Consider the following 21817-nt stretch of genomic DNA (forward strand, 5'->3'; position numbering starts at 1 on the left):
GGTCACAGGCGGGTCGTCAGATTGGTGAGCCAAGCAGGCAAGGCATTGACCAGGACGGTCTCCGCGGCCTTGTCGTAGCCCGTGGCGATCATCAGGCCGGTGGCCACGAGGATGGCGCCCAAGGCAACCTTCAGCCCCTTGCCGAGCCCCATCATCCGGTTGCGCCAGCGCACCAACACCTCGCGGGACAGCGTGCCGAGGAGCAGGAGCGGCAGCGTGGCGCCGACGCCGAACAGAAGCATCGTCGCAGCTACCGTGCCCAGGTCTCGCCCCTGCGAGGCGAGGAGGGACGCGGCCCCGAGGGTCGGCCCGACGCAGGGGCTCCAGACCGCCCCGAGCAGCAGCCCGACACCGAACTGGCCCAGAAGCCCAGTGGTCGAGAAGCCACCGAACCGGCTCTCGGTCCAGTTACTCACCGGGCCGGCGGCTACGGCGAGACGGGTCTGGGCGGCAGGAACCATCAGGACGAGCCCCATCAGGACCAGCATGATGGCCGCGACGGTGCGGAAGACATCGACGTCGAGGCCGATGGCGAACCCCACGGTCGCCACGAATAGTCCGATGGCCACGAAGGACAGCGCGAGACCAGCGGCCAGAGCGGCGGGGCCGAGCCTATGCTCCGAGGCCGCCGCGCCCAGAACCAGCGGCAGCAGGGGCAGCACGCAGGGGGACAGCACCGAGAGGATCCCGGCGAGGAACGCGAGGCCGAACGTCGTGGCCATGACAGACCTACAACGCCTTCTCGACGGCGCCCTCGATCCATTCCGGCTGGGTGTCGCCGACCGAGCGGCCCGTCTCCTTCTCGCCCTTGAAGGTGATCAGGGTGCTCTTCCTCGTCACGCCGAACCGCTTCAACACGTCCTTGCGGCTGTCGAAGTCGACGTCGAACACTTGCAGGTCCTTGAACCGGGGCTGGGCCTCCAGCTTGGCCAGGATCGGCTTCTGCGCCGCGCAGACGGTGCACCACGGCGCGGTGACGTGGACGAGGATCGGCTTGCCCGCCTTCTGTGCCGCCTCGAAGGCATTGGGTGTGAACACCGCCTCGGCGGCTTGGGCGCCTGTGCCGAACAGCAGGGGAGCGGCGGCCAGGGCGCCGAGCAGGAAGCGTCGGGTGGTCATGGGGGTGTCTGTCTCCTTGGTGATGGATCGAGGCGAACGGGTGGCTCAGTTGGTTGCCTGGGTGACGGCGCGGTCGATGTTCACGCGCTCGGCCCAATCCTTGGCTTCCTGCTGCCCCTTGAGATCGATTAGCCGGGCACCGCTGACGTCGACGTTCTTGAAGTCTGCGCCCGTGACCGTGGCGCCGGTCAAGTTGGCCCCGGACAGGTCCGAGCCGATCAACACCACGTCGGTGAGGTCGGCATCCTTCAAGTTGGCGTATTCGAGCCGCGACCGGCCTAGGTTGGCACCCTTCAGGTTGGCGCCGGAGAGGTTCACCGACACAAAGACGGCCCGCATCAGGCCCATGGACTGATTCTTGATGTCGGCGCCCCCCTTGAGATCGACCAGCGTGGCACCGCTCATGTTGGCGCCCTTGAAGTCGCCGATGGGCATGGACCGGCTGAGGTCGGCCCCGCTGAAGTTCGCGTCGCGGGCGGTGATGCCGAACATCTTCGCGTCCGCGAGCTTGGCGCCGGACAGGTCGGCCTTCAGGAACCACGCCTGTTCGAGGTTCGCGCCGCTGAGGTCGGCGCCACGGAGGTTGGCCTTGTTCAGGCGGGCGGTCCGCAAGTTGACGCCCCGGAGGTTCAGACCGGAGAGGTCGAGCCCGGATAGGGACTTGTCGTGCAGGTCGACCGGCTTGCCGTCCGCGGCCTTGATCAGTGCTTCGACGTCGGCGCGGCTCATCTCCGCCTTGGTCATCGCGGGCGAGGACATGTCCGCCCCCAGCAGCAGGTCCTGTTCGGCCGAGGCGGGGCCGGCGGCGAGGGCGGCCAGCATGAAGCTGAGGGCGAGGCGGCGCATCGGTACACTCCCGGTGGGCACCGCGCAGGGCGGGCGCCCTTATCGTGTTCGTTGTGTCGCGATGCTATGCGGAGCCTCCGCACCCGGTCGGTGACCCAGGTCACACAAGTCCGGCGCGGCGGGAGAAAAACGCAACGCGAGCCGGACGATCACCCGTCGTCACGGCCGGGGGGGACGACGCCAACCATGACGGACGCCCAGAAAGTCGAACGTTGGATCGACCGTTTCCCGCTGCTCCAAGCTCTCAGCCCGGCGCACCTACAGATCGCCCGGGGAACCGTCCACTTCCCGGTTCTAGATGCGGGCGCCGTCGCCTACGAACTCGATGGCGAATGCGCCAACTACCTGATGTGCCTGGAAGGGCGCACGCGCATCTTCCGAATGTCGGAGGGCGGGCGCGAGGTCCTGATCTACAAGGTCGGCCCCGGAGGTACCTGCGCCCTGACGACCCAGTGCCTCTTGTCCGGCGGCAACTTCCCGGCGCAGAGCATCGCCGAGGAGCGAACCGAACTCGCGGCCCTGCCGGTGAGCACGTTTCAACACTTGATGGGCGAGAGCGCCGCCTTCCGCAGCTTCGTCATGGACGACTACACACGGCTGATGTCCGGCTTGTTCACGCTGATCGACGAGGTCGCTTTCGCGCCCCTCAAGCAGCGCCTCGCCCATCGGCTCCTGGCCGAGGCGGACCCACGGGGCGTGGCCGCGGTGACCCATCAGAAGCTCGCGGACGACATCGGCAGCGTGCGGGAAGTGGTGAGCCGCATACTGGGGCAATGGGCCGAGGCGGGCCTCATCGAGGTCCGGCGTGGCGCGGTCGAGATCGTCGACCGCGCCGGCCTGGAAGCCACCGGTCGTAAGTGACAACGGCGAGTGGCGCCAGCACGGAGGCCGATGCGGATCGCGCTTCTCGACTGTGCGGCCGAGCCGCCCTGGTTTCGCTCTACGGTCCCGCGATGCCGAGAGCCGTCGCATCGCACGCCAGGGTCTCGACGAGGAAGTTACGCGCCCGGCTTGCCCGGCTTTTCACGGTGCCGACCTGGCAGCCCAGGCGGACCGCCGCCTCCTCGTACGTGAAGCCCTCCGCCCCTACGAGGAGGAGGGCCTGGCGCTGGGCCGCCGGCAAGGTCCCGATCACGTTCATCACCGAGCCGAGGGTGACCGCGTGCTCCTGGTCCGGGGCGGCCAGCAGGGTGGCCGCGTACGCCCCGTCGCCGTCCTCGACCTCCCGCTTGGCCTTGCGGATCTCGCTGTAAAACTGGTTGCGCAGGATGGTGAAGGTCCAGGCTGTGAAGTTGCTGCCGGGCGTGAACCGCGTCCGGTTCGCCCAGGCCCGGATCAGCGTCTCCTGGACGAGGTCGTCCGCCCTTGCCTCGTTTCCGCACAGCGACACGGCGAAGGTCCGCAGCATCGGCAGGCCCCCCGGATGAGGTCGGCGCGGAAGCTGTCGGCGAGCCTTTGGCCCGATTCCGCAAGGGCGGCCTCGAACCGCCCGATGAGGACCGACAGCCTCGCCGGGACCGGAACCTGTTCGGCGAGGGCGAAATAGTCCCGCAGCGGCCCCGTGAGGTGGGAAACGATGGCCGCCTTGCGGCAGCCGTCAACCGGCGCGGCCTTCGGCTCGGCGACGGGCGATGTCTCGGTCACGGATCATGGTCTCCAATGGACGGCGCGCCACCCCCGGCGACGGGCGCAGCCTTACGCGTTCAGGCTGGCTCGACGGTCGCCCCGGCCTTCGCCAGGGCCGGGAAGCCACCGGCGACATGAGCGACCGGGCCGAGGCCCATGTCATTCAGGGTCTTGGCGGCCAGGGCCGAGCGGTTGCCGGAGCCGCAGTAGAGCACCAGGCGCTTGCCCCCGCCGAGCTCGGCCCGGTGGGTCGGGCTCGCGGGGTCGGCCTGGAACTCCACGAACCCCCGGGGCACGTGGACGGCCCCGGCGATCCTGCCGGTCTTGGCCAACTCCTCGCCCTCGCGCACATCGACGAGCACCGTGTTCGGCTGGCCCAAGCGCGCCAGCGCCTCTTCGGCCGACAGGGTCTCCACCTCCCGGTTGGCCTGCGCCACCAAGTCCTTGGCGCTGATCGTGGTCATGGTCGTCTCCGTCATTCGCCCCACGCCGCGCCGTCGAAGGCGTCGAGCGGGATCTTCAGGTAGCGGCGGCCGTTCGCCTCGGGCTCGGGCAGGCGCCCGCCGCGGATGTTTACCTGCAGGGAGTGCAGGATGAGCTTCGGCATCGGCAGTTCGCGGTCGCGGGCCTCGCGCATCGCCACGAACGCCTTTTCGGTCGGGGTCACGACGAGGTGCGGGTTCTCCGCCCGCTGCCGGGCGACCGTACTTTCCCAGGCCGCCGCCCGGCCGCCCGGGCGGTAGTCGTGCCCGGTGAACAGCCGCGTGTCGTCCGGCAGGGCCAGGATGCGCTGGATGCTGCGCCACAAGGCGTGCGCGTTGCCGCCCGGGAAGTCCGCCCGCGCCGAGCCGCTGTCGGGCATGAACAGGGTGTCGTGGATGTAGGCGGCGTCGCCGATCCGATAGGCGATGGAGGCCATGGTGTGACCCGGCGTAAACATGACCTCGACGTCGAGGGTCGCCGATCCGGAAGCGCTCGCCGTCGGCGAAGAGCCGGGACCACTGCGAACCGTCCGTCCGGAACGCGTCGGGCAGGTTGTACAGACCCTTCCAAAGCCGCTGCACGTCGACGACCTTCTCGCCGATGGCGGTCGGGACGCCGGTCTTGTCGTGCAGGTAGCCGGCCGCCGAGAAGTGGTCGGCGTGCGGGTGCGTGTCGAGGATCCACTCCAACTCGTAGCCCTCCCGCTCGATATGGGCGAGCAGGGCGTCGGCGGACCGGGTCGCGGTCGCGCCGGACTTCGGGTCGAAGTCGAGGACCGGGTCGATGATCGCGCAGCGCTTCGTGCCGGGGTCCGCGACGACGTACTGGATGCTGCCGGTCGGCTCGTCGTGGAAGCCGGTCACGACGGGATGCCCGCGCAGGGCTCCGGCGGTCTGGTTCGACATGGATCTCCTCCTTTCCGGTATCAGGCGCTCAGGCCGAGGAGCGGCAGGGCCCCGCGGGCGACGACGTACAGGCCGACCAGGATGACGAGGCCGGCGAAGGTGACGGTCAGGGCGCGCTTGCGCCCGGCGAGGCGCTGGCCGAGCCTCGATCCGACGAGGCCGCCGAGCACGCCGCCTAAGATGAACAGGCCGGCGAGCGGCCAGTCGATCAGGCCGGACGCGGCGTAGCTCGCCGCGGTCGCCGCCCCGAAGGCGCTGACCGCGACAAGGGAGGTGCCGATGGCCATGGGCAGCGGCATCGACGTCGCCAGCATCAGGCCCGGCACGATCAGGAATCCCCCGCCGATGCCGAAGAAGCCGGAGAACAGGCCGACCGCGAGGCCGATGCCGAGGAGCCAGGGCAGGAGCACCGGGGCGCTGGCCTTGGTCAGGCGCACGTCCGGATCGCCGTCGCCCTGCCGCTTGCGCAGCATCAGGCCCCCGACCACGAGCATGACGACCCCGAACAGGGCGAGCAGGCTCTTCCCGTCGACCGCCTTGGCGGCTGCCGAGCCGACAAGCGCACCGAGGACCCCGGCCAGCGAGAACGCCGCCGCGCAGCGCCACTTCACGTTCCCGGCCCGCCATTGCGGGACGAGGTTGCCCGCCGCGCTGACCGAGACCGCCAGGGCGCTCGTCCCGATGGCCACGTGGGGCGAGGACACGCCGACCACGTAGGTCAGGAGCGGGACCGCGAGGATCGAGCCGCCCCCGCCGACGAGGCCGAGGATCACGCCCACGACCCCGCCCGACCCGGCGGCGAGGCCGGATGTGAGGGGACCGGGCATCATGCGTCGGCTCCCAGCACGGCCGTCGGCTTCAGGCGGGCCGCCGGAACCAGGCGGAACAGCAGCATGCCGGCGACCATCGCCGCCACGAACGTCATGGCCTCGGCCGGGGCCACCGTCAGGATGGTGAGGGCGGGGCCGGGGCAGAGACCGGCCAGGCCCCAGCCGAGGCCGAAGATCGCGGCACCGGCGATCAGGCGTCCGTCGAGGTCGCGCCGGGCCGGGACGTCGAGCCTGGGCGCGAGCACAGGCCGTCCGCGCCGCCGCGCCAGGCGGTAGCCGGCGGCCGAGACCGCGACGGCGCCCGCCATGACGAGGGCGAGGTTGGGGTCCCAGCGGCCAGTCACGTCCAGGAAGCCGAGGACCTTGGCCGGGTCGGCCATGCCGGAGACGAGAAGGCCGAGGCCGAACAGGAGGCCGACGGCGAAGGCGGAGGCGGTCTTGGCCATGGCTCAGGCTCCGACGAGATGGCGCGCGACGAGGACGGTCAGGACGGCGATGGCCATGAATGTGCCGGTCGCGGCCAGGGAGCGGGGCGAGCCACGGCCGAGGCCGCAGACCCCGTGGCCGCTGGTGCACCCGGCACCGAGGCGCGCGCCGAAGCCGACCAGCAGGCCCGCGAGGATCAGAAGCGGGAACGATGCTCCGACCGTCACCGGTGGCAGGCGGCCACTCAGGCCGGCATAGGCGAACGGCGCCAGGACGAGGCCCGCCACGAAGGCCGCGCGCCATCCAGTCTCGCGCGAGGGTGGGGCGAGCAGTCCGCCGAGGATGCCGCTGATGCCGGCGATGCGTCCGTTGAGGAGCAGGAACAGGGCCGCGGACGCGCCGATCATGGCACCGCCGGCGAGGGCGCTGACAGGCGTGAAGCCGTTCATGGAGATCCCTTCGGAGATGCGGCTGAAGAAAACCCGCAGGCGGCGCTTGATCCCCAAGGCGCCTGCGAGGTTGACCTGACACCGGACGCGTCGCTTCCAAACGCCTTAATTTCGATTATGCTAATTTAGTATTATCTAATGTAATGTCAAGAGGGAGACGTCCGATGGTGCCTAGAACTGCGCAGCGGGTTTCGCTTCAAACGGGTGCGCGGGACAACCGACGCATCGCCGCCGAGCTCGATGCGAGCGTGCGCTGGCACGCCGAGCACCCGCAGGTCATCGGCCGTCGGCTGCGCGAGCTCGACGCGAAATGGGACGTCGAGCGGACGCTGGAAGCCAACGCCGCGACGCTGGCGCTCACGGGGACGGTCCTGGGCATGACCACGGACCGGCGGTGGCTCGCCCTGCGGCGGTGACCGCCTTCCTGCTCCAGCACGCCGTCCAGGGCTGGTGCCCGCCGTTGCCGGTGCTCAGACGGCTCGGCTTTCGCACGGCCCGGGAGATCGAGGTCGAGCGTAACGCCCTGAAGGCGCTCCGTGGCGATTTCGGGCCCATCGGACCCGGACCGGGCGATCATGACAGCCGGCCTGGCCACGCGCTCATGGCGGCCAGGCTCTGACGGACGGCGTTGGGGAGGCAGCCACACTCCCCGAACTAGTGATAAGACCTTCGGCTTGGTACCGGTTGTGAGGGTCTGCTTGCAACCCAACTCGGTCATGCGCCTACTCGTTGGCGGCCCTCCCCAAGCAGACCTGCTTCGGGTAAGTGCGAGGGCATAGTATATACCAAGCGCCTAATGAGACGATGACGTTGGTTGGCTCTCCCTACGGCCAAATCCGAGCGCAGCGATTGGGTGAGCGCCCCTTCGCTGGCCATTCGACAGAAAGCCTGCATCGAAAGCTGGCTTGTGGCTCGCTTCTCCAAAAGACTGAGGAGAAGATCCGTAATGAGATTGAGTGGCGGGCTCGCAACGAAATTCGTGGCCGCTCCTAGATAAAGATCGGCTCAAACGAGTTACAAGCCCCAAATGCTGGGCAATAGTTTCTCAACCTGGGGTCATCGTCGCCGAATCTCAATAACAAAAATTCTAATTTTTCGGAAGATAAATATAAGAAAATTATTGGTGTCATCAGCGTGCAATGCTTCAACAAAATCATCTAAACCGCTTTTGTAGCCTATCAAAAGGCTCAAAGGCGGCATTGTTTGTGAAGAGGTTGCTGCAATTATCTGCGCTGATTTTCGTGTCGGCAATCAGTTTTCATACTGCGTCGGCAGCGCAGATACAGATGCCGACACATGGGTGTCAGTCCCAAGCTGATGCAGAGAACCTTGAGAATATTCTTAAGAGCAGCAATTTCGATAAATACCAGCGCGAGTTGGGTCGGAGACGACGCGTCGGTGTCTGTCGTATGTGGGCGATGGGTGAGAATGTATCTGTCAAAGACCGAGACGATACGCTCGTATGTCTTGCTGCCAAATCTGGAGGCATCTGCTATTGGTCATCCCTACGATCCATTGAGTGATGTCCATATCCTCCGGAAATCCGCCGCAGAGCGGACTGTCGCAAATCCACCCTGAGCGGCCCTCTCGCTTCCGACCCATGCCAGCCGCTCGCAACGCACTCGGCGTTTCTCGAAAGCGGTCGTTCGTCGGCTGTCCCGCAACTTCGGTTAGGGCAGAAATTACCCATGTTCTGCTGGGCTGGTTGCTATGATCCCGAGCAGCAGGGTGCAAGCTGGCCGCTCTCGCGGGCCTCTTGGATTGGCGGACAGGGTACGTCACCGAAGGAACAGAATACGCAGCAGTCGCCTAAATTCGGACGCAGGAGCGTGCCGCAGCCGGTGCACTCATAGAAGAACTGACAGGCGTCAGTCGGCATCGTTTCCGTCGCCTGCTGGCCGCAGTGCGGGCATGTGAGAGTGGACTGAAGCTGCATCCGCCTTACCGCATGGCCCTGAGCACCATGGGCTCAAGGTAGGGTTCCCAGACAAGCGCCAGGGCAACCAGCGCCGTCCCGACCGCGAGAAGGGCGGCTGTGCGCCGTGATGGTCCGGGGCTGGCACATGGGCCGGCCGTGTTGCAGACCACTGCCCGCCGACGAAAGAACAGCCACCAGCCCACAAGGAGGGCCAGTGCAGCCCCGCTGAGCAGAAGTGGTCGGATGCTCGCCAGCATCGCCAACCCGCCGAACGCCGCTCCTGTAGCACCGAGACTGGCGAGCGCCACCGGCAGGGCGCAGCAGGACGATGCCGCTAGAGCCCCCAACCCGGCGACCGTACCCAGCCCGGCGAACCAGCCTCCTGAGGGAGCTGGTAGGCTGTCCCGCGGACGCGGAGCGGACCTCACAGGGGTTGCTATGGATGGTGTGTCTGTCATGTCCGTGCCACTCTGCATCCCGTAGCCACTACAGGATCAAGCGAAAAATGGTCATGGGTCCGCGTGGTTTCACCATTGGGCAGCTCGCGGCGGCAACCGGGGTCAATTTAGAGACGGTCCGCTACTACGAGCGCATCGGGCTCATGCCGCCGCCTGCCCGCACCGAAGGCGGACACCGGGCGTACGAGCCGGCTCACGTCCGACGCATAGCGTTTATCCGCCACGCCCGTGCGTTGGGCTTCGGGATCGAGGACATCCGGGCCTTGCTGACGTTGGCCGCGCCCGGTCACCGATCTTGTGCCGAGGTCCGGGACATTGCCAGTGCGCACCTGTCCGAGGTTCGCACCAAACTTGCCCATCTTACGCGGCTTGAGCGCATCCTGAGCGCCACGGTCGACCAGTGCAGCGGCGCGCCAACGCCTGCCTGCCCAGTTCTCGACATGCTCGATGCTCCGATGTGAGGGGGCACCCCCTTTGAAGATTCGAGGACAATCGCGAGCGGACGCGGAGAGTATGTCCCCTTCGATGCTTCTCCGATCAAAAGCGGACCGGCTGAAAATTACCCCTCGCGGACCCTGCGAACTGGTACCAAGCTTCAGATCATGACCACTAGGGATGGATGTAGGCGAAGCCCATGCCCTGCAGGCGCGTCAGTTCGGCGACGCCGCTCGGCACGAGGTCGTCCTCGCCGACGCCGTACAGGGTGGTGCGGTCGATTTTCCGCTCGCGCAGGGTGTTGGCGCAGACCAGGAACCGGACGCCCATTCCCTTGAGGGCGTCGATGCGGCCGGCGAGTTCCTTGTCGTTCGCGGCCGCCTGGAAGAGGCCGACCCCGTCGCCGAGGCTCACCACGCGGATCTCAACACGCGTCCTGCCCACGGCATCGACGTGATTGCGCAGGTTGGCCAGCAGGCGCTTGAAGTAGGCCGCTCCGTCCGGGCCGCCTCCGCCGTTGTGGTAGACCACCTTTTGGTCGGCGTAGTGCCCGGCTGGCGCCTCCGAGCCGGCGTGAACCGTACCGATGCCCATGATCGCGAGGGCGAGCGCGAGCATCAGGTTCCTAAAGACCGTCGTCATCCGCCACTCCGTCGTCCGTCAGGGGTTCGGGCGCCTCCGAGGCGCCGCGGGAAACGTCGTCGAGGCGCACACGGTCGAGGCTGCCGATCGTCTCCGGCGCCGCCGGCCGCGCGGCCTGGGCGGTGCCGTGAGACCCGAGCACGACGACCTTCGTGCCGGTCGGCACGCGTCGATGCAGGTCGATGACGTCCTGATTCAGCATGCGGATGCACCCTGAGGATACCGCCTCGCCAATGCTCCACGGCTCTGTGGTGCCGTGGATGCGGTAGAGCGTGTCCTTGCCGTCCTTGAACAGGTAGAGCGCCCGGGCCCCGAGAGGATTGCGCGCCCCACCGGGCATGCCGCCGGCCCAGCGCCCGTTCCGTTCCGGGTCCCGGCGGAGCATGTCGGGTGTCGGCGTCCAACGCGGCCAGGACGCCTTGCGGGCGACCGTCGCCTCCCCGGTGAACTCGAAGCCGGCCTTGCCCACCCCGACCCCGTAGCGCATCGCCTTGCCGCCCTCCATGACGAGGTAGAGGAAGCGTCCGTAGGGATCGACCACCAGCGTGCCTGGTGGCTGCCTAATCGGATAGTCGACGACCTGGCGGACGTTGCGGGCCTTCAGGTCGCGCGGCTCGACCGCATCGACCGGGAACGGCTCGTCGGTGATGGCCGCGTAGCGACGGACGGCATCGGCAGGAAGGTGCGGCCCCGCCTCCGTGACCGGGCCAGGGGCGCCCATCGATGCCGAACAGGCCCCGAGCGCCGCGGCGAGTGCGAGAAGCGCCGGGAGGCGCACAACCGGCCGCATCACGAGCGACCCTTGGCGCGCGCCTGTGCGACCGCCTGCTTGAAGCCGTCGTAGTCAAGGGCGGCCGCGACCTTCAGCGGGCCGATGAGGAAGACCGGCGTGCCCTGCAGGCCGAGGGCGTCCGCCTGGTCGAGGTTACGCTGGAGTAGGGCCGAGATCTCGCCCTGGTGGGACGTGCGGTCCGCCTCCAGGCGGGCCATGTCGACGCCGGAGGCGGAGACCGCCTCCAGCATCCGCTCCTTCGGGATCTTGCGGCCGGGGATGCCCATCAGCGCGCGATGCACGTCGTCGTAGCGGCCCTGGTACTTCGCCGCGAGGGCGAGCTGGGCGCCGTAGACGGAAGCCTCGCCGAGGATCGGCCAGTCCTTGTGAACAAGGCGGATGCGATTGTCCGACTTCACCAGCCGGAGCAGGTCGGGCTCGGCCTTCTTGCAGAAGGGGCAGTTGTAATCGAGGAAGGCGACGATGGTCAGGTCGCCCTTCGGGTTGCCCGAGATCGGCGCCTCCGGATCATTGAGGATTGCGTTCGGGTCGATGCCCTGGGCGAAGGCCTCCCCGGCGTGGGACACCAGCGACACCAGGGCGGGCGCAAGCGCGACGGCGGGCAGTAGGGCGAGCAGGGTCCTGCGGTCCATGACGGTCTCCGTGGGTATGGGTAGTTCGAGAGGGGGGAGCTCAGGCTCCGACAAGGGCGAGGCGGCGCTTAAGGTCCTCGACCGTGAGCTCGCCCTCGGTGCGGGCCTCCCAGACCTCGCCGCCGTCGGGTCGCATCAGGACGAGGGTCGGCGGGCCGACCACCTCGAAGCGGCGCATCAGGGCGCGGGTGGCGTCGTCGTCGCGGGTGACGTCGGCCCGGATGACCGAGACGGCCTTGAGCCGCTTCCGGATGTCGGCGTTCGCCAGGACCGTCCGCTCGTTCGTCCTGCAGACGGTGCACCAGTCGGCGGCGAACTCGACGAGCACCGGCTTACCCTCGGCTCGGGCTGCAAGGAGGGCGGCCTCGAAATCCGGGACGGAGGAGACCGTACGGGCCCCGGCGATGTGGTCCGGTCGAGACGGGCCGAGGCCGGCAAGGGGCCGTAGCGGGTCGTCCGCGCCCGTGGCAGCCCCGAGGAGGAGGAGCCCCCCATGGGCGAAGGCCAGCAAGCCCGCCGCGCGACCGGCGCGTGACGGGCGGCCGTTCGTGGTCACCGCCGCGAGCGCCAGCCCGGTGCCGATGGCGAGCGCCGCCCAAAGCAGGAGGGACAACCCGTCCGGCAGCAGGCGTGTCACGAGCGAGGCCGCGAGAGCGAGGAACACGAAGCCGAAAGCCTGCTTCGCCCGCTCCAGCCACGGGCCGGACCGCGGCAGGATGCCGGCGCCGAACGCGCCGACGAGCACCAGCGGCGCGCCCATCCCGAGGCCGAGGGCGAAGAGGGCCAGCGCCCCGCGCAGGACGTTCCCCGTCTGGGCGACGTAGAGAAGGGCGGCGGCAAGGGGTGGCGTCACGCAGGGCCCGACGACGAGGGCCGAGCTGAACCCGAGGAACGCGGCTCCCGCGACCGATCCACCGTGGGCCGCCGGGGCGCCGAAGCGGTCCCGCCACCAGCGCGGCGCCTGCAGGTCGAACAGGCCGAACATCGACAGGGCGAGCGCGACGAACGCGGTGGCCATCAGGCCGAGGGCGAGCGGGGTCTGGAGCGCGACCTGCAGGTTGCGGCCGAGCCAAGCCGCCGCGACGCCGAGGCTGGCATAGGCCGCAGCCATGGCGAGGACGTAGCTTCCGGACAGCGCGAGGCCTCGTCCGGGCGTGAGCTCCTGGCCCGAGCGGGCGATCATGCCCGACAGGATCGGCACCATCGGCAGGATGCAGGGGGTGAACGCCAGCAGGAGGCCGAGCCCGAACATGCCCGCCAGGACACCGGCGAGGTCGCCGACAAGAAAGAGAGCCGGTCCGGCGGGGAAGACATCCTGGCGGGTGGGCGCGGCGACCGTCCCGCCCGCGGGCCCAGCGGCGGTGGTGGCCTCGTCGGCTGGGGACGCGCCAGCGCTTGCCAGGGAGGCGAGGTCCAGCCGCTTCGTGACCGGCGGGTAGCAGATGCCCCTCTCGGCGCAGCCCTGATAGGTGACCCGGACCTCCCGCAGGCTGGCCAGCGCCGCGCCGGGAACGATGGCCTCCACGGAGTCGTGATAGACCTCGGTCGGCCCGAAGTTCGGGTCGTCCTTGGTCTGCGCGGGCGGCGTGCTGATGGGAAGCTCCGTGCCGGTGCCGGCCTCGGCGCGGATCCTGTCCCGGTAGAGGTAGGTGCCGGGCGCGATGGTCCAGCGCAGGTGCAAGGCGAGGTTTGCGTCGCGGGTCGCGACGAGGGTGAAGGGCGTCTGCCGCACGGTGGCGTCCTGGGACCATCCCGGCGACCACGGCGCGGCGCCGGCCCAGACCAGGGCGGCCAGGATGAGGTGGGCGAACACGTTCGGCATGGGCGGGGTCCGGATCGGCCCGCCGCAGGTCAGAAACGCAGCTTAAGCCAGGCTTAAGCCAGGCCCGGAGGATGAGGGACGGTCAGGGGAGACACGCATGCGCATCCTCGTCGTCGAGGACGATCCCATCCTCTCGGACGGGCTCAGTGTCTGTCCGGCGACATATTGAGTGATGTAAGGGGTTTGTGATTCAAGGCGGCCTGTGTGGAGGCTGCTGATGTGGACGACCGAGAACCGGGCCCGCTACGATCGAAGCGAGCTTCGGTATCCGAGCGATCTGACGGATGACGAGTGGGCGCTGATTGAGCCCCTGATCCCTCCAGCCAAGCGTGGCGGCGGCAAGCGCAGTGTCGACATGCGGGCGGTGGTGAACGGCCTGATGTACGTGCTGAGCACCGGCTGCCAATGGCGGGCGATCCCAAAGGATCTGGCGGCGCGCTCGACGGTTCACGATTACTTTGACCTCTGGGACTATGACGGCACGCTGGAGCGGATCCATCACACGCTCTACGTCGCCTGCCGGGAACGGATGGATCGGGAGGCCAGCCCGACGGTGGCCATCATCGACAGCCAGAGCGTGAAGGGCGCGGAAAAGGGGGGCGCTCGATCGACCCGCCCGGCTACGATGCGGGCAAGAAGATCAGGGGCAAGAAGCGCCACATCCTGGTCGACACGCAGGGCCTGCTGATGCACGCGCTCGTCCATCCCGCCGACATTCAGGATCGGGATGGCGGCGTGCTGGTGATGGCCACGCTGTTTGGCCTCTACCCGTTCCTGCTCAAGCTCTTCGCCGACGGCGGCTACCAGGGACCGGCCTTCCAAGATGGCCTTCGCAAGGTCTGCCGCACCCTCACGGTCGAGATCGTCAGGCGCTCCGATCAGGCCAAAGGCTTCGCTGTGCTGCCCAAGCGTTGGATCGTCGAGCGAACGATCGGCTGGCTCAACCGCTGCCGCCGTCTCGCAAAGGATTGGGAATGCAAAAGCCGGAAAGCACGAGCGTTCGTCCTCTTGGCCTCCATCCGCCTCATGACCCGAAAGCTCTGTCAGAAAACATCATGATGCCGGACAGACTCTCAGGGCGGGGCTCGGCCTCGGCGGGGCGACCGTTGACTGCGTCGCGACCTGCGCCGACGCCGAGGCGGCCATCGCCACGAGCGCGTTCTCGGCCATCGTCCTCGACCTGATGCTCCCCGACGGCTCCGGTCTCGACGTGCTGCGTGGCCTGCGCCGCCGGAAGGACCGGACGCCCGTCGTCCTGCTCACGGCGCGCGACGCGGTGGCTGACCGGATCGCCGGGCTCGACGGCGGCGCCGACGACTACCTCGGCAAGCCCTTCGACCTCGACGAGCTCTCGGCCCGCATCCGCGCAGTGGTCCGGCGGGCCTCGGGGCGGGCCGCCGCGCTCCTGGAGCACGGCGGCATCCGGCTCGACCCCGGGAGCCTCGCCGTCACGGTGGACGGCGTGCCGGTCGGCCTGTCCCGGCGCGAGGTCATGGTGCTGGCAGCCCTCATGGAACGCCCGGAGGTCCTCCGTTCCAAGGCCGAGTTGGAGGAGCGCCTCTACGGCTGGCAGGAGGAGGTCGAGAGCAACGCCGTGGAGGTCCACGTGCACAACCTGCGGGCCAAGATCGGCAAGCACGCCATCGAGACGGTGCGCGGCCTCGGCTACCGGATGAGGGCGCCGGCATGACATCCCTGCGCGTCAGGCTGTTCGCCACCCTGCTCCTCGCGACCGGCCTGATCTGGCTCAGCGCGGTCGCCTGGATCTACCTTGGCTCGAAGCGCGAGGTGGAACAGGTCCTCGACACCCGCCTGCAGGAAGCCGCGCGCATGGTCGGCTCCTTGGTGGGCGCCGTCGGCGGTACGGCCCCCGACGGGACGCTGCCTACATTCCCGGCGCCGACCGCCTACGAGCGGCAGCTCTCCTGCCAGATCTGGTCCCTCGACGGGCGCATGGTCGCGCGGTCGAGCGGGGCCCCGGAGCGGCGCCTGTCAGACGCGCCGGCCGGCTTTTCCGAGCGCGAGGTCGACGGCGAGACCTGGCGGGTGTTCACGGTGGAGGACGCCGAGAAGGGCGTGCGCGTCATGGTCGGCGACCGCCTGGGCCTGCGTGAGCGCCTCGTCACCGATCTCATCATGGGCCTCGTCACCCCCGCGCTTCTGGTCGTGCCGTTCCTCGGGATGCTGATCTGGGCGAGCCTCGGGCGGGGCCTTCGCCCCTTGCGCCGGATGGCCCGCGACCTCGCAGGCCGCGACGCCGACGACATGAGCGCCATCGATGCCGGCCGGGCCCCCGCCGAGGTGCGGCCGTTGGCCGATGCCTTGAACGGCCTGTTCCTCAAGGTCGAAGCGGCGCGCCGGCACGAGCGGGAGGTGACGGCCTTCGCCGCGCACGAGTTGCGCACGCCGCTGGCCGGGCTGAAGACCCAGGCCCAGGTCGCCATGGCCACCACCGACCCGGACGTGGCCAAGGCGGCGCTGCGCCAGATCCTGGCGGCCGTGGACCGCACAACCCGCCTCGTCCGGCAATTGCTCGACGCGGCCCGGCTCGACGCTGCCGGGGAGACGACGGCCCTGGCCGAGGTCGACGTGGGTGCGCTGGTGGCCGAGACCGTCGACGGCATGCGGTTGCCGCCGGGGGTCCGCACCCTCATCGACCCGAGCCTGCGCGGCTATTCCCTACGGGCCGATCCCGAGAGCCTGCGCCTGGCGGTCCGCAACCTGCACGAGAACGCCGTACAGCACATGAAAGCCGGCACGGTGGAATGGCTGGCGCGACCCGGCGGGGAGGGCGTCCTCGTGCGCGACGAGGGCCCCGGGATTCCCGCCGAGGAACTGCCCCACGTGACGACGCGCTTCTTCCGCGGGCGCCACAAGAGCGCGACGGGGAGCGGGCTCGGCCTCGCCATCGCCGAGATGGCGTCCCGCCGGAGCGGCCTGTCCCTGCGGCTGCGCAACCGGCCGGATCGCCCGGGGCTTGAGGCGGAGATCCTCCGCGCCTGATGCGGTCAGCAGAGTTCCGGGCAGAAGATATCCTTGAGCGTCGCCAGCACCCGGGCGGCGCGGGGATCCTCAAGCCTGTAGTGGAGCGTCTGGCTCTCGCGGCGGTACGCGACCAGCCCGTCCTCGCGGAGCTTGGCGAGATGCTGCGACAGGGCCGACTGGCTGAGCTCGACCGCCTCGGCGAGGCTCGTCACGTCCATCTCGCCACGGGCCATGAGCAGACACAGGATGAGCAGGCGCTTCTCGTTGGCGAGAAGACGGAGCAGGCGCGCCGCGTCGCCGGCCTTGTCCTGGAGCCGCATCGGTTCGCTCGGTGTGACGGCGTCCATCGGTGTCGTTCCTGAATCGATGATCCCAGCTTATTTAGCTGATCCTAATATAGCGTGTGCTTTCCGTCTCGCCATACCGACGTGTCCCGCCCGCCTCGCCGGTCCGGCCCTACGCATTGTCGACGCCCGCGGTCGCCTCGGCCGACGCGGACGCATTGCGTCTCTTTCCCGTCGGCGACGTGATGCTCGTCCAGCCCGGACGCTTCCTGTAGAGCGCTTCCTTCTTTTTCTTCTCGAAAAAGCGGGAGTGGTGATCTCGCAAGAACATCTGGCGGTTGACGCGGCCGGGCGTCAGCGCCTTGTCCAGGACGAGCGCCTCCTTGGCCAGACTGGGCGGCAGCCGGCGCACGATCTCCTCAATGGACATCCAATCCTTCTCCGGCAGGATCTCCGCGATCTCGCGGATGACGTGGTCCCAGAATTCCGACCTGCGGAGGTGGGCGACCTCCTTGCGGAGCGCGACGACCTCCGCGCGGAGGGCGGCGGTCGTCGTGTCCTTGACGACCTGGCGTGCCCGGAGGGCCTCGTTTTCCCGTGCCGTCTCCTCGGCCCTGATCTGCGTCTCGTTGAGGAGTTGGCCGGCGGCTTCTCGCTCCCGCTCCAGGTAGGCCCGGCGCTCCTCCAGGCGGGCGTTCGCCTCGGCCATGGCGGCGTCCCACAGGCCTTCCATGAAACCGGCCAGGCGCGTCGAGAGCGGCCCTGGAAGGTCCAGCACCGCCAGCCGCGGGTTGTAACTCCGCGTAGCCTTCCATGCGATCAGGTGGGCGTCGATGGTTCTTTCGGTGCAGCCGATCTCCGCCGCTCGCAGGTGATCGAGCACGCGTTTCTGCGTGACGCGCTCGCCCGTCGTTTGGACGTGGTCCGCGGAGGCCCAGACCTGCTCCCTTGTCGGCATGCTCGCATCCCTGCTCTTGCGGAATGATGTGGGGTCCGCCGTTAAAGAGGCACCAACGAAGGGAAGGAAGCGGGAAGCGCTTCCCGCTTCCTTCCCGCGTCCCCGAAGTATGCGGCACCCGTTCGCGGCGGGCCGAATTAAGCATGCGCGGCGTTTGTCCCCGCAATCCTTTTCGGGACTACTTGCGAACCACGCCGTTCACCTGCATTTAGGCAAACATGTTCGCGTACGATAAGCATCCGGCGAACCGGACGGGGATCCCCGTGCCGACCGGCGCCGATTCCTCCCGCGGCTAGCCGCGCGCATCGTCGCGCGTACCGGGAGCCCGTTTGACGGAAGCCTCCCGATGACCAGACCCCATTCCCTCCGAAAACACGCTGCCGTGCCCGCGGCGGGGCTCACCCCGGCCGCACGTCTTCACCGGCGCGTCGAGCGCCGCCCCGACCTCGACCCCCGCGAGGGCTGACCCGGCGCCGATGGACGCGCCCGGCTGCCTCGCGCTCGGAGGCCGCGATGATCCAAGGCCTGAAGAGACGCTCCGCCAAGGCGGTGGAGCAGTACCACGCCATCCTCGATGAGGAGGAGGCCCAGCAGGCCGCCTCATCGCCCATGCAGGCAGCCCCCTCGGCCCATGCGGTGCCGTTCGGGCCATTCTCCCGCAGTCGACGAGCTAGTCCAGCTCGTCAAGCGTGCGGCGCAGTTCCGCGTGGGCAGGCTCGTCGGTCATTCGACGACACAACGTGAGGCAGGCCGGCACCGATGGGACCGCAATTGTCTTCGCCCAAGATTCCGGCATCGACCATAACCTGTGGCGCTTCGTGGCCCCTGCCTTCGAGGACCGATACCGCACGGTGCCGTTCGACCACATCGGCGCCGGCGGATCGGACCTGTCCGCCTACGACGTCGAGAGGTAAGCCATGCTCGGACGGCTATGCCGACGACGTGGTCGCGCCCTGCCGCGAGCTTTCGGCGACCGGGGACGTGCTGGTCGACCATTCCGTCAGCGCGACGACCAGGGCGTTGGCCTCGAACAACCCGCATGTGGTCGCGCCTGACGGTCGATAGCGGCTCGCTGACGCACGCCGCGTTGATCGCACTTAGCGCTCCGACTCAGCCTGTTCGGCGGCGAGGCATCCGCGCTGATGCCGGCTTCGAGGTAGGATACACATCCCTGGGTCGTCGACGCCTTCCAGGCGCAGCAGCGCCTGTGCCTCGTTGCGCCGCGTCGGGAAGCAGGCCACCAGCCACGTCGATCGCGCGCCAGACTGCGGAAACGCCGCGCGCCGCATCCGAGCGTACGACCGGGGCGACGCCGGCGTCGTCTAGCATGCGGACGACCGCTTGCGTGCTGGTGGCGTGCCGTCGTGCCAACGCGCTCGCCATCACGTAATCCCTTCGAAAATTCCGGACCGAACGCTCATCCACGCCGTTCCTGGCGAGGCGCCCGTGATGCCCGCCGCCCGCCGCCCGGAGGCATCCGGCGCGTACCAAAATCGGCACCATCCGCGTCGCCAGCCCCAAAGCCTTGGCCGCGCGCCGGACGTCGAGGGACCGGCTGCCGTCCTCGTGCAGACGCGTGCCCCATACGGCGTCGAGCGCCACACCAAATCCCGCGAGCGAGAATGGGCCATCGAAGCCAGGCAATCGATGGACGGGGTAGACTCCTTGCAGGATACCCTGAATCACCTCGGACAGCTTGCGATGCTTCGAGCGGTTCACCCGACAGAGCGAGGTGACGCCCAAGGGACCGCCCGGCGTCGCGAACGCCGCGATCCCGGCGACCAATCCATCCGTATCTTCCGGACTATAGGCGCTGCCGATACCGTTCCCGCACGATGGCCGCACGAAAGCCAACAGGCCCGCATGGCGCAGGTCCTCCAGCGCATGCCGGGAGATACCAAGCCGAGCCGCCGCCGCCTCAGGCGTCAAGGATGCGGTGAGGCGTTCGCCGGTTCGCGCCACGGATGCCGCACAGATCCGGAATTCCCGGCGCCCGCCCACGCGGCGAAAGCGGCCGACGAGCTGGCCTGCCTCCAACATCGTTGCCACCTTGGCAGCGGTGGTGCCGAGGCGCGTGGCCGTCGCCGTGGCGTCGAGCCAAGTCGGTTCCAGCTCCTCGCCGCGAACGGCGGCCCAGCCCTTCGCCGGCCGTCCCGGAAATTTAGAGAGCTGTTGGCGCACCTCGTCCACGAAGCCGCGAAACACCGCGTCGTCCAGGGCGGCGCGCATGCGCAGCATGGTGCGACGAAGGCCCTCATCGCCGTGGTGGGCCTGGATGCCATCGAGCCACGGCCCGACGCCGGCAGGCCAGTTGAGGAGCGCAGCCGCGGCCTTCCCCATGACGGCCTCCGTCTCCGCGGTCTCGGGTCTCGAAATGAAACGGCTGCGCCAATCCTGACCGGCGTCCGACGCGGTGCCGGTGAACCAGGCCAGCCGGGCCGCGGCATCGAACGTCGGGACAGGAGCGAATCCCTGCGGCCGACTTCCCTGCCGATCGCCGCGGAGCAGCCCCTCCAACGTGACGAGCAAGGGCAGCGCTCCCGCGGCTGCGGTCGCGGCCGGCGCAACCGCAAGATCCGCACGGCAGCGGCACCGGCTTGCCGAGCGCCGGTCCCAGCTCAGCGGCCCGACGCAGTCCGGGCATCGGTCGACGAGACGGAGCCCGTGCCGCGTGCACGCCGTGAGCAGGCGGCAGTCCCAGGCCGGCCGAAGGCGATGGCCCTCCGCCAGGCAGGACGGGCAGACCCGGGCCCGGACGAGGTCCAACAAACTCGGCGACATGCGTGTCCCCTCGACCCCTATCCGGCCGTCCGGCCCGGGCCAGCTGGCGAGGGCGGCAAGCTCCGGCGCCGGCACCGCGCCGCCGAGAGCCGCCTCCAGCCCGGCCAGGTCGCAAGGTCGGGTGGCGAAGGTATGCGGCAGGCCGGCAAGCCGCCGGATCCAGGCCGAGCCGGGATGCGCGTTCGCCTCGACGAGACGGAGCACGAATGCATGCAGCGTCTGGCCGTGCGCCGGAAGAGCGCGGGCCGCCAGCCTGTCGCGGATCGCCTTCATTTGGTGAGCGCCTCCGCCAATGCGTTCTTGCGCTCGGCTTTCGTCGATTTGTCGCGGGTGTTCCGCGCCCTGCGAAGCTTATCCTTGCGCCGCTTGTCCTTCGCCGTGGCCGTTACGTAGTTCTCCTCGGCGATGGCGGGCGGAAGCCGGCCGTCCCATTGCGGACCGAACGGGTTGATCAGCCTCTCGTTCGCCTTCTGCGTCCGGAAGGCCTTGTCGAACGCCTCCCGCAGGAGCGCGAGATCGATGACCGGCTCCGGCGGCGGCTTGGCTCGCCCGGCCTCGCGGCTCCGCGCGAGGATGATGCGCATCGCCCGCGTCAAGAGCTTCTTGAGGCCCCCTGTCAGGCCCCTGGACGCGTAGAAGAAGCGTTTCGCGGTCTCGTCGTCCATCACGTCGACCTCCTCCGCGAACGGAACGGGCGACTCGGCCCGGAGGCCCGCCAGCAACCCGATGAAGGCGTCACGGCTCGAAAGGTCCTCGTCCGCGTCGTCGCCCCAAACGTACGGCGTCATCTCCAATTCCACGTCCCAACGCCGGTCGAACTGCCCGTCCTGCTCAAACAGGGGTTTCATCCGGTTGAGGCCGAACAGGAAGAAGCATGCATTGTTGTTCGCATGCCGGTCCTTGATCCAATCGATCAGCTTCTCGGCGGTCAGCACGCCCGCGCGGTCGACCACGCGCTGCCCCTCGTCGATCAGCACGCCCTTGACGCCGCAACCTCGTGTCAATCGGTCCAAGCGCTCGTCCAGACCCTCCGGCTTCCCGAGGGAAGCATGGGGGTCGCCGAGCTCCTTGAGCATCTCCCGCCCCAATCGCTCGACCGAGATCCTCGCCGCGGGAAGCGTCACGCAGAGCAAGGGGACGCGGTCCGCGATGATCACCGTGCCGTCGGGCATCTGCACGCGCCGGTCGTCCTTGACGCGGGGATAGGCCGCCTTGATCTGCTTGAACACGGTCGTCTTGCCGACTCCCGAAGGACCGACCACGGGGATGCAGGGCAGCGTCGCGACCTCGCCATCCTCCTCGTAGAGGTCGAGGGCGTCCTCGATCTCCTGGACGACAGCCTGGTAATTGGGATGCTCCACGAAAGCGGCGTGCATCTCCCGGTGGATGTTGCGGCGGCGCGGCGTGCTGGCGGTCATCTGGTCT

22 protein-coding genes and 4 pseudogenes are annotated in these 21817 nt (G+C 68.7%); 7 read left to right on the forward strand and 19 right to left on the reverse strand.

What is annotated here, in order from left to right; all coding sequences use genetic code 11:
• Nucleotides 1-2 precede the first annotated feature (2 nt).
• From ABC766_RS08400 to ABC766_RS08410, 3 genes are read right to left on the reverse strand one after another with little or no spacing between them, the layout of a single operon-like run.
• The gene (locus tag ABC766_RS08400; protein ID WP_331302609.1) at nucleotides 3-722 is read right to left on the reverse strand and encodes a cytochrome c biogenesis CcdA family protein; all 720 of its coding nucleotides are present in this window, start codon (nucleotides 720-722) and stop codon (nucleotides 3-5) included.
• A 7-nt stretch (nucleotides 723-729) separates the two neighbouring features.
• Entirely contained in the window at nucleotides 730-1119 is a 390-nt protein-coding gene (locus ABC766_RS08405; RefSeq protein WP_331302610.1) for a thioredoxin family protein, read from the reverse strand.
• A gap of 45 nt (nucleotides 1120-1164) precedes the next feature.
• Complete coding sequence (locus tag ABC766_RS08410; RefSeq protein WP_331302611.1) at nucleotides 1165-1965, reverse strand: pentapeptide repeat-containing protein; 801 nt, start codon at nucleotides 1963-1965, stop codon at nucleotides 1165-1167.
• Between the two features lie 186 nt (nucleotides 1966-2151).
• Here ABC766_RS08410 and ABC766_RS08415 point away from each other — a divergent pair, with 186 nt between their 5' ends.
• A complete protein-coding gene (locus ABC766_RS08415; protein ID WP_331302612.1) occupies nucleotides 2152-2826 on the forward strand; it encodes a Crp/Fnr family transcriptional regulator in 675 nt (224 codons plus the stop codon).
• Between the two features lie 79 nt (nucleotides 2827-2905).
• Here the strand turns inward: ABC766_RS08415 and ABC766_RS08420 are convergent.
• From ABC766_RS08420 to ABC766_RS08445, 6 genes and pseudogenes are all read right to left on the reverse strand, one after another.
• Nucleotides 2906-3609, reverse strand: a pseudogene (locus tag ABC766_RS08420) (sigma-70 family RNA polymerase sigma factor).
• Between the two features lie 59 nt (nucleotides 3610-3668).
• Nucleotides 3669-4055: a rhodanese-like domain-containing protein gene (locus ABC766_RS08425; RefSeq protein WP_331302613.1), complete on the reverse strand. Its 387-nt coding sequence runs from the start codon at nucleotides 4053-4055 to the stop codon at nucleotides 3669-3671.
• 11 nt (nucleotides 4056-4066) lie between these two features.
• Nucleotides 4067-4979, reverse strand: a pseudogene (locus ABC766_RS08430) (MBL fold metallo-hydrolase).
• A 20-nt stretch (nucleotides 4980-4999) separates the two neighbouring features.
• Nucleotides 5000-5809 (reverse strand): sulfite exporter TauE/SafE family protein, encoded by an 810-nt coding sequence (locus tag ABC766_RS08435; RefSeq protein WP_342141139.1) that lies wholly within the window; start codon nucleotides 5807-5809, stop codon nucleotides 5000-5002.
• The gene (locus tag ABC766_RS08440; RefSeq protein WP_345821808.1) at nucleotides 5806-6255 is read right to left on the reverse strand and encodes a DUF6691 family protein; all 450 of its coding nucleotides are present in this window, start codon (nucleotides 6253-6255) and stop codon (nucleotides 5806-5808) included. Before ABC766_RS08440 ends, ABC766_RS08435 begins: the two co-directional genes overlap by 4 nt.
• Nucleotides 6256-6258: 3 nt before the next feature.
• Nucleotides 6259-6684, reverse strand: a complete 426-nt coding sequence (locus tag ABC766_RS08445) for a YeeE/YedE family protein (protein ID WP_345821810.1) — start codon at nucleotides 6682-6684, stop codon at nucleotides 6259-6261.
• Nucleotides 6685-6848: 164 nt separating this feature from the next.
• Here ABC766_RS08445 and ABC766_RS08450 point away from each other — a divergent pair.
• Nucleotides 6849-7303: pseudogene (locus ABC766_RS08450) on the forward strand (hypothetical protein).
• Between the two features lie 1089 nt (nucleotides 7304-8392).
• Here ABC766_RS08450 and ABC766_RS08455 read toward each other — a convergent pair.
• Nucleotides 8393-8620, reverse strand: a complete 228-nt coding sequence (locus ABC766_RS08455; RefSeq protein WP_331302618.1) for a GDCCVxC domain-containing (seleno)protein — start codon at nucleotides 8618-8620, stop codon at nucleotides 8393-8395.
• A gap of 5 nt (nucleotides 8621-8625) precedes the next feature.
• Nucleotides 8626-9078: a mercuric transporter MerT family protein gene (locus ABC766_RS33975; RefSeq protein WP_427902301.1), complete on the reverse strand. Its 453-nt coding sequence runs from the start codon at nucleotides 9076-9078 to the stop codon at nucleotides 8626-8628.
• 35 nt (nucleotides 9079-9113) lie between these two features.
• Here ABC766_RS33975 and ABC766_RS08460 point away from each other — a divergent pair, with 35 nt between their 5' ends.
• The gene (locus ABC766_RS08460) at nucleotides 9114-9521 is read left to right on the forward strand and encodes a MerR family transcriptional regulator (protein WP_427902322.1); all 408 of its coding nucleotides are present in this window, start codon (nucleotides 9114-9116) and stop codon (nucleotides 9519-9521) included.
• A gap of 148 nt (nucleotides 9522-9669) precedes the next feature.
• Here the strand turns inward: ABC766_RS08460 and ABC766_RS08465 are convergent, their stop codons facing one another.
• From ABC766_RS08465 to dsbD, 4 genes are read right to left on the reverse strand one after another with little or no spacing between them, the layout of a single operon-like run.
• Nucleotides 9670-10137: a DsrE family protein gene (locus ABC766_RS08465; RefSeq protein ID WP_331302620.1), complete on the reverse strand. Its 468-nt coding sequence runs from the start codon at nucleotides 10135-10137 to the stop codon at nucleotides 9670-9672.
• Complete coding sequence (locus ABC766_RS08470) at nucleotides 10121-10927, reverse strand: L,D-transpeptidase (RefSeq protein WP_331302621.1); 807 nt, start codon at nucleotides 10925-10927, stop codon at nucleotides 10121-10123. The genes ABC766_RS08465 and ABC766_RS08470 overlap by 17 nt, the downstream gene beginning before the upstream one ends.
• A complete protein-coding gene (locus ABC766_RS08475) occupies nucleotides 10927-11562 on the reverse strand; it encodes a DsbA family protein (protein WP_331302622.1) in 636 nt (211 codons plus the stop codon). Before ABC766_RS08475 ends, ABC766_RS08470 begins: the two co-directional genes overlap by 1 nt.
• 40 nt (nucleotides 11563-11602) lie before the next feature.
• Nucleotides 11603-13384, reverse strand: a complete 1782-nt coding sequence (gene dsbD, locus ABC766_RS08480) for a protein-disulfide reductase DsbD (protein ID WP_345821814.1) — start codon at nucleotides 13382-13384, stop codon at nucleotides 11603-11605.
• A gap of 217 nt (nucleotides 13385-13601) precedes the next feature.
• On the opposite strand from dsbD, the gene ABC766_RS08485 reads away from it, so the two are divergent.
• The 3 genes and pseudogenes from ABC766_RS08485 to ABC766_RS08495 all read left to right on the forward strand — a co-directional run bounded on the left by ABC766_RS08485 (nucleotide 13602) and on the right by ABC766_RS08495 (nucleotide 16387).
• Nucleotides 13602-14443 (forward strand): IS5 family transposase gene (locus ABC766_RS08485; RefSeq protein ID WP_091995207.1). Its coding sequence is split into 2 segments (ribosomal slippage): nucleotides 13602-13992 and nucleotides 13992-14443, totalling 843 coding nucleotides; the frame shifts between segments, so codons are not numbered across the junction.
• Nucleotides 14444-14456: 13 nt separating this feature from the next.
• Nucleotides 14457-15074, forward strand: a pseudogene (locus ABC766_RS08490) (response regulator); the annotation flags it as partial.
• On the forward strand, nucleotides 15071-16387 hold the full coding sequence (locus tag ABC766_RS08495; protein WP_331302625.1) for an ATP-binding protein: 1317 nt from the start codon (nucleotides 15071-15073) through the stop codon (nucleotides 16385-16387). The pseudogene ABC766_RS08490 and the gene ABC766_RS08495, both read left to right, overlap by 4 nt.
• Before the next feature lie 5 nt (nucleotides 16388-16392).
• On the opposite strand, the gene ABC766_RS08500 is transcribed toward ABC766_RS08495, so the two are convergent.
• The gene (locus ABC766_RS08500) at nucleotides 16393-16716 is read right to left on the reverse strand and encodes a metalloregulator ArsR/SmtB family transcription factor (protein ID WP_345821815.1); all 324 of its coding nucleotides are present in this window, start codon (nucleotides 16714-16716) and stop codon (nucleotides 16393-16395) included.
• Between the two features lie 109 nt (nucleotides 16717-16825).
• On the reverse strand, nucleotides 16826-17611 hold the full coding sequence (locus ABC766_RS08505; RefSeq protein ID WP_331302627.1) for a DNA-binding protein: 786 nt from the start codon (nucleotides 17609-17611) through the stop codon (nucleotides 16826-16828).
• A gap of 740 nt (nucleotides 17612-18351) precedes the next feature.
• On the opposite strand from ABC766_RS08505, the gene ABC766_RS08510 reads away from it, so the two are divergent.
• Nucleotides 18352-18525: a hypothetical protein gene (locus ABC766_RS08510; RefSeq protein ID WP_331302628.1), complete on the forward strand. Its 174-nt coding sequence runs from the start codon at nucleotides 18352-18354 to the stop codon at nucleotides 18523-18525.
• A gap of 196 nt (nucleotides 18526-18721) precedes the next feature.
• Here ABC766_RS08510 and ABC766_RS08515 read toward each other — a convergent pair whose 3' ends face one another.
• Complete coding sequence (locus ABC766_RS08515) at nucleotides 18722-20665, reverse strand: TniQ family protein (protein ID WP_345821816.1); 1944 nt, start codon at nucleotides 20663-20665, stop codon at nucleotides 18722-18724.
• Complete coding sequence (locus ABC766_RS08520; protein ID WP_345821817.1) at nucleotides 20662-21810, reverse strand: AAA family ATPase; 1149 nt, start codon at nucleotides 21808-21810, stop codon at nucleotides 20662-20664. The genes ABC766_RS08515 and ABC766_RS08520 overlap by 4 nt, the downstream gene beginning before the upstream one ends.
• Between the last annotated feature and the right edge of the window lie 7 nt (nucleotides 21811-21817).

The organism is Methylobacterium fujisawaense (assembly GCF_039619325.1).
Classification (GTDB): domain Bacteria; phylum Pseudomonadota; class Alphaproteobacteria; order Rhizobiales; family Beijerinckiaceae; genus Methylobacterium; species Methylobacterium fujisawaense.

Excerpts from the sequence above, each read along its gene's own strand:
- ABC766_RS08400 (WP_331302609.1), bottom strand. The coding sequence starts at position 722 with ATGGCCACGACGTTCGGCCTCGCGTTCCTCGCCGGGATCCTCTCGGTG.
- ABC766_RS08405 (WP_331302610.1), bottom strand. The coding sequence starts at position 1,119 with ATGACCACCCGACGCTTCCTGCTCGGCGCCCTGGCCGCCGCTCCCCTG.
- ABC766_RS08410 (WP_331302611.1), bottom strand. The coding sequence starts at position 1,965 with ATGCGCCGCCTCGCCCTCAGCTTCATGCTGGCCGCCCTCGCCGCCGGC.
- ABC766_RS08415 (WP_331302612.1), top strand. The coding sequence starts at position 2,152 with ATGACGGACGCCCAGAAAGTCGAACGTTGGATCGACCGTTTCCCGCTG.
- ABC766_RS08425 (WP_331302613.1), bottom strand. The coding sequence starts at position 4,055 with ATGACCACGATCAGCGCCAAGGACTTGGTGGCGCAGGCCAACCGGGAG.
- ABC766_RS08435 (WP_342141139.1), bottom strand. The coding sequence starts at position 5,809 with ATGATGCCCGGTCCCCTCACATCCGGCCTCGCCGCCGGGTCGGGCGGG.
- ABC766_RS08440 (WP_345821808.1), bottom strand. The coding sequence starts at position 6,255 with ATGGCCAAGACCGCCTCCGCCTTCGCCGTCGGCCTCCTGTTCGGCCTC.
- ABC766_RS08445 (WP_345821810.1), bottom strand. The coding sequence starts at position 6,684 with ATGAACGGCTTCACGCCTGTCAGCGCCCTCGCCGGCGGTGCCATGATC.
- ABC766_RS08455 (WP_331302618.1), bottom strand. The coding sequence starts at position 8,620 with ATGCAGCTTCAGTCCACTCTCACATGCCCGCACTGCGGCCAGCAGGCG.
- ABC766_RS33975 (WP_427902301.1), bottom strand. The coding sequence starts at position 9,078 with ATGCAGAGTGGCACGGACATGACAGACACACCATCCATAGCAACCCCT.
- ABC766_RS08460 (WP_427902322.1), top strand. The coding sequence starts at position 9,114 with ATGGGTCCGCGTGGTTTCACCATTGGGCAGCTCGCGGCGGCAACCGGG.
- ABC766_RS08465 (WP_331302620.1), bottom strand. The coding sequence starts at position 10,137 with ATGACGACGGTCTTTAGGAACCTGATGCTCGCGCTCGCCCTCGCGATC.
- ABC766_RS08470 (WP_331302621.1), bottom strand. The coding sequence starts at position 10,927 with ATGCGGCCGGTTGTGCGCCTCCCGGCGCTTCTCGCACTCGCCGCGGCG.
- ABC766_RS08475 (WP_331302622.1), bottom strand. The coding sequence starts at position 11,562 with ATGGACCGCAGGACCCTGCTCGCCCTACTGCCCGCCGTCGCGCTTGCG.
- dsbD (WP_345821814.1), bottom strand. The coding sequence starts at position 13,384 with ATGCCGAACGTGTTCGCCCACCTCATCCTGGCCGCCCTGGTCTGGGCC.
- ABC766_RS08495 (WP_331302625.1), top strand. The coding sequence starts at position 15,071 with ATGACATCCCTGCGCGTCAGGCTGTTCGCCACCCTGCTCCTCGCGACC.
- ABC766_RS08500 (WP_345821815.1), bottom strand. The coding sequence starts at position 16,716 with ATGGACGCCGTCACACCGAGCGAACCGATGCGGCTCCAGGACAAGGCC.
- ABC766_RS08505 (WP_331302627.1), bottom strand. The coding sequence starts at position 17,611 with ATGCCGACAAGGGAGCAGGTCTGGGCCTCCGCGGACCACGTCCAAACG.
- ABC766_RS08515 (WP_345821816.1), bottom strand. The coding sequence starts at position 20,665 with ATGAAGGCGATCCGCGACAGGCTGGCGGCCCGCGCTCTTCCGGCGCAC.
- ABC766_RS08520 (WP_345821817.1), bottom strand. The coding sequence starts at position 21,810 with ATGACCGCCAGCACGCCGCGCCGCCGCAACATCCACCGGGAGATGCAC.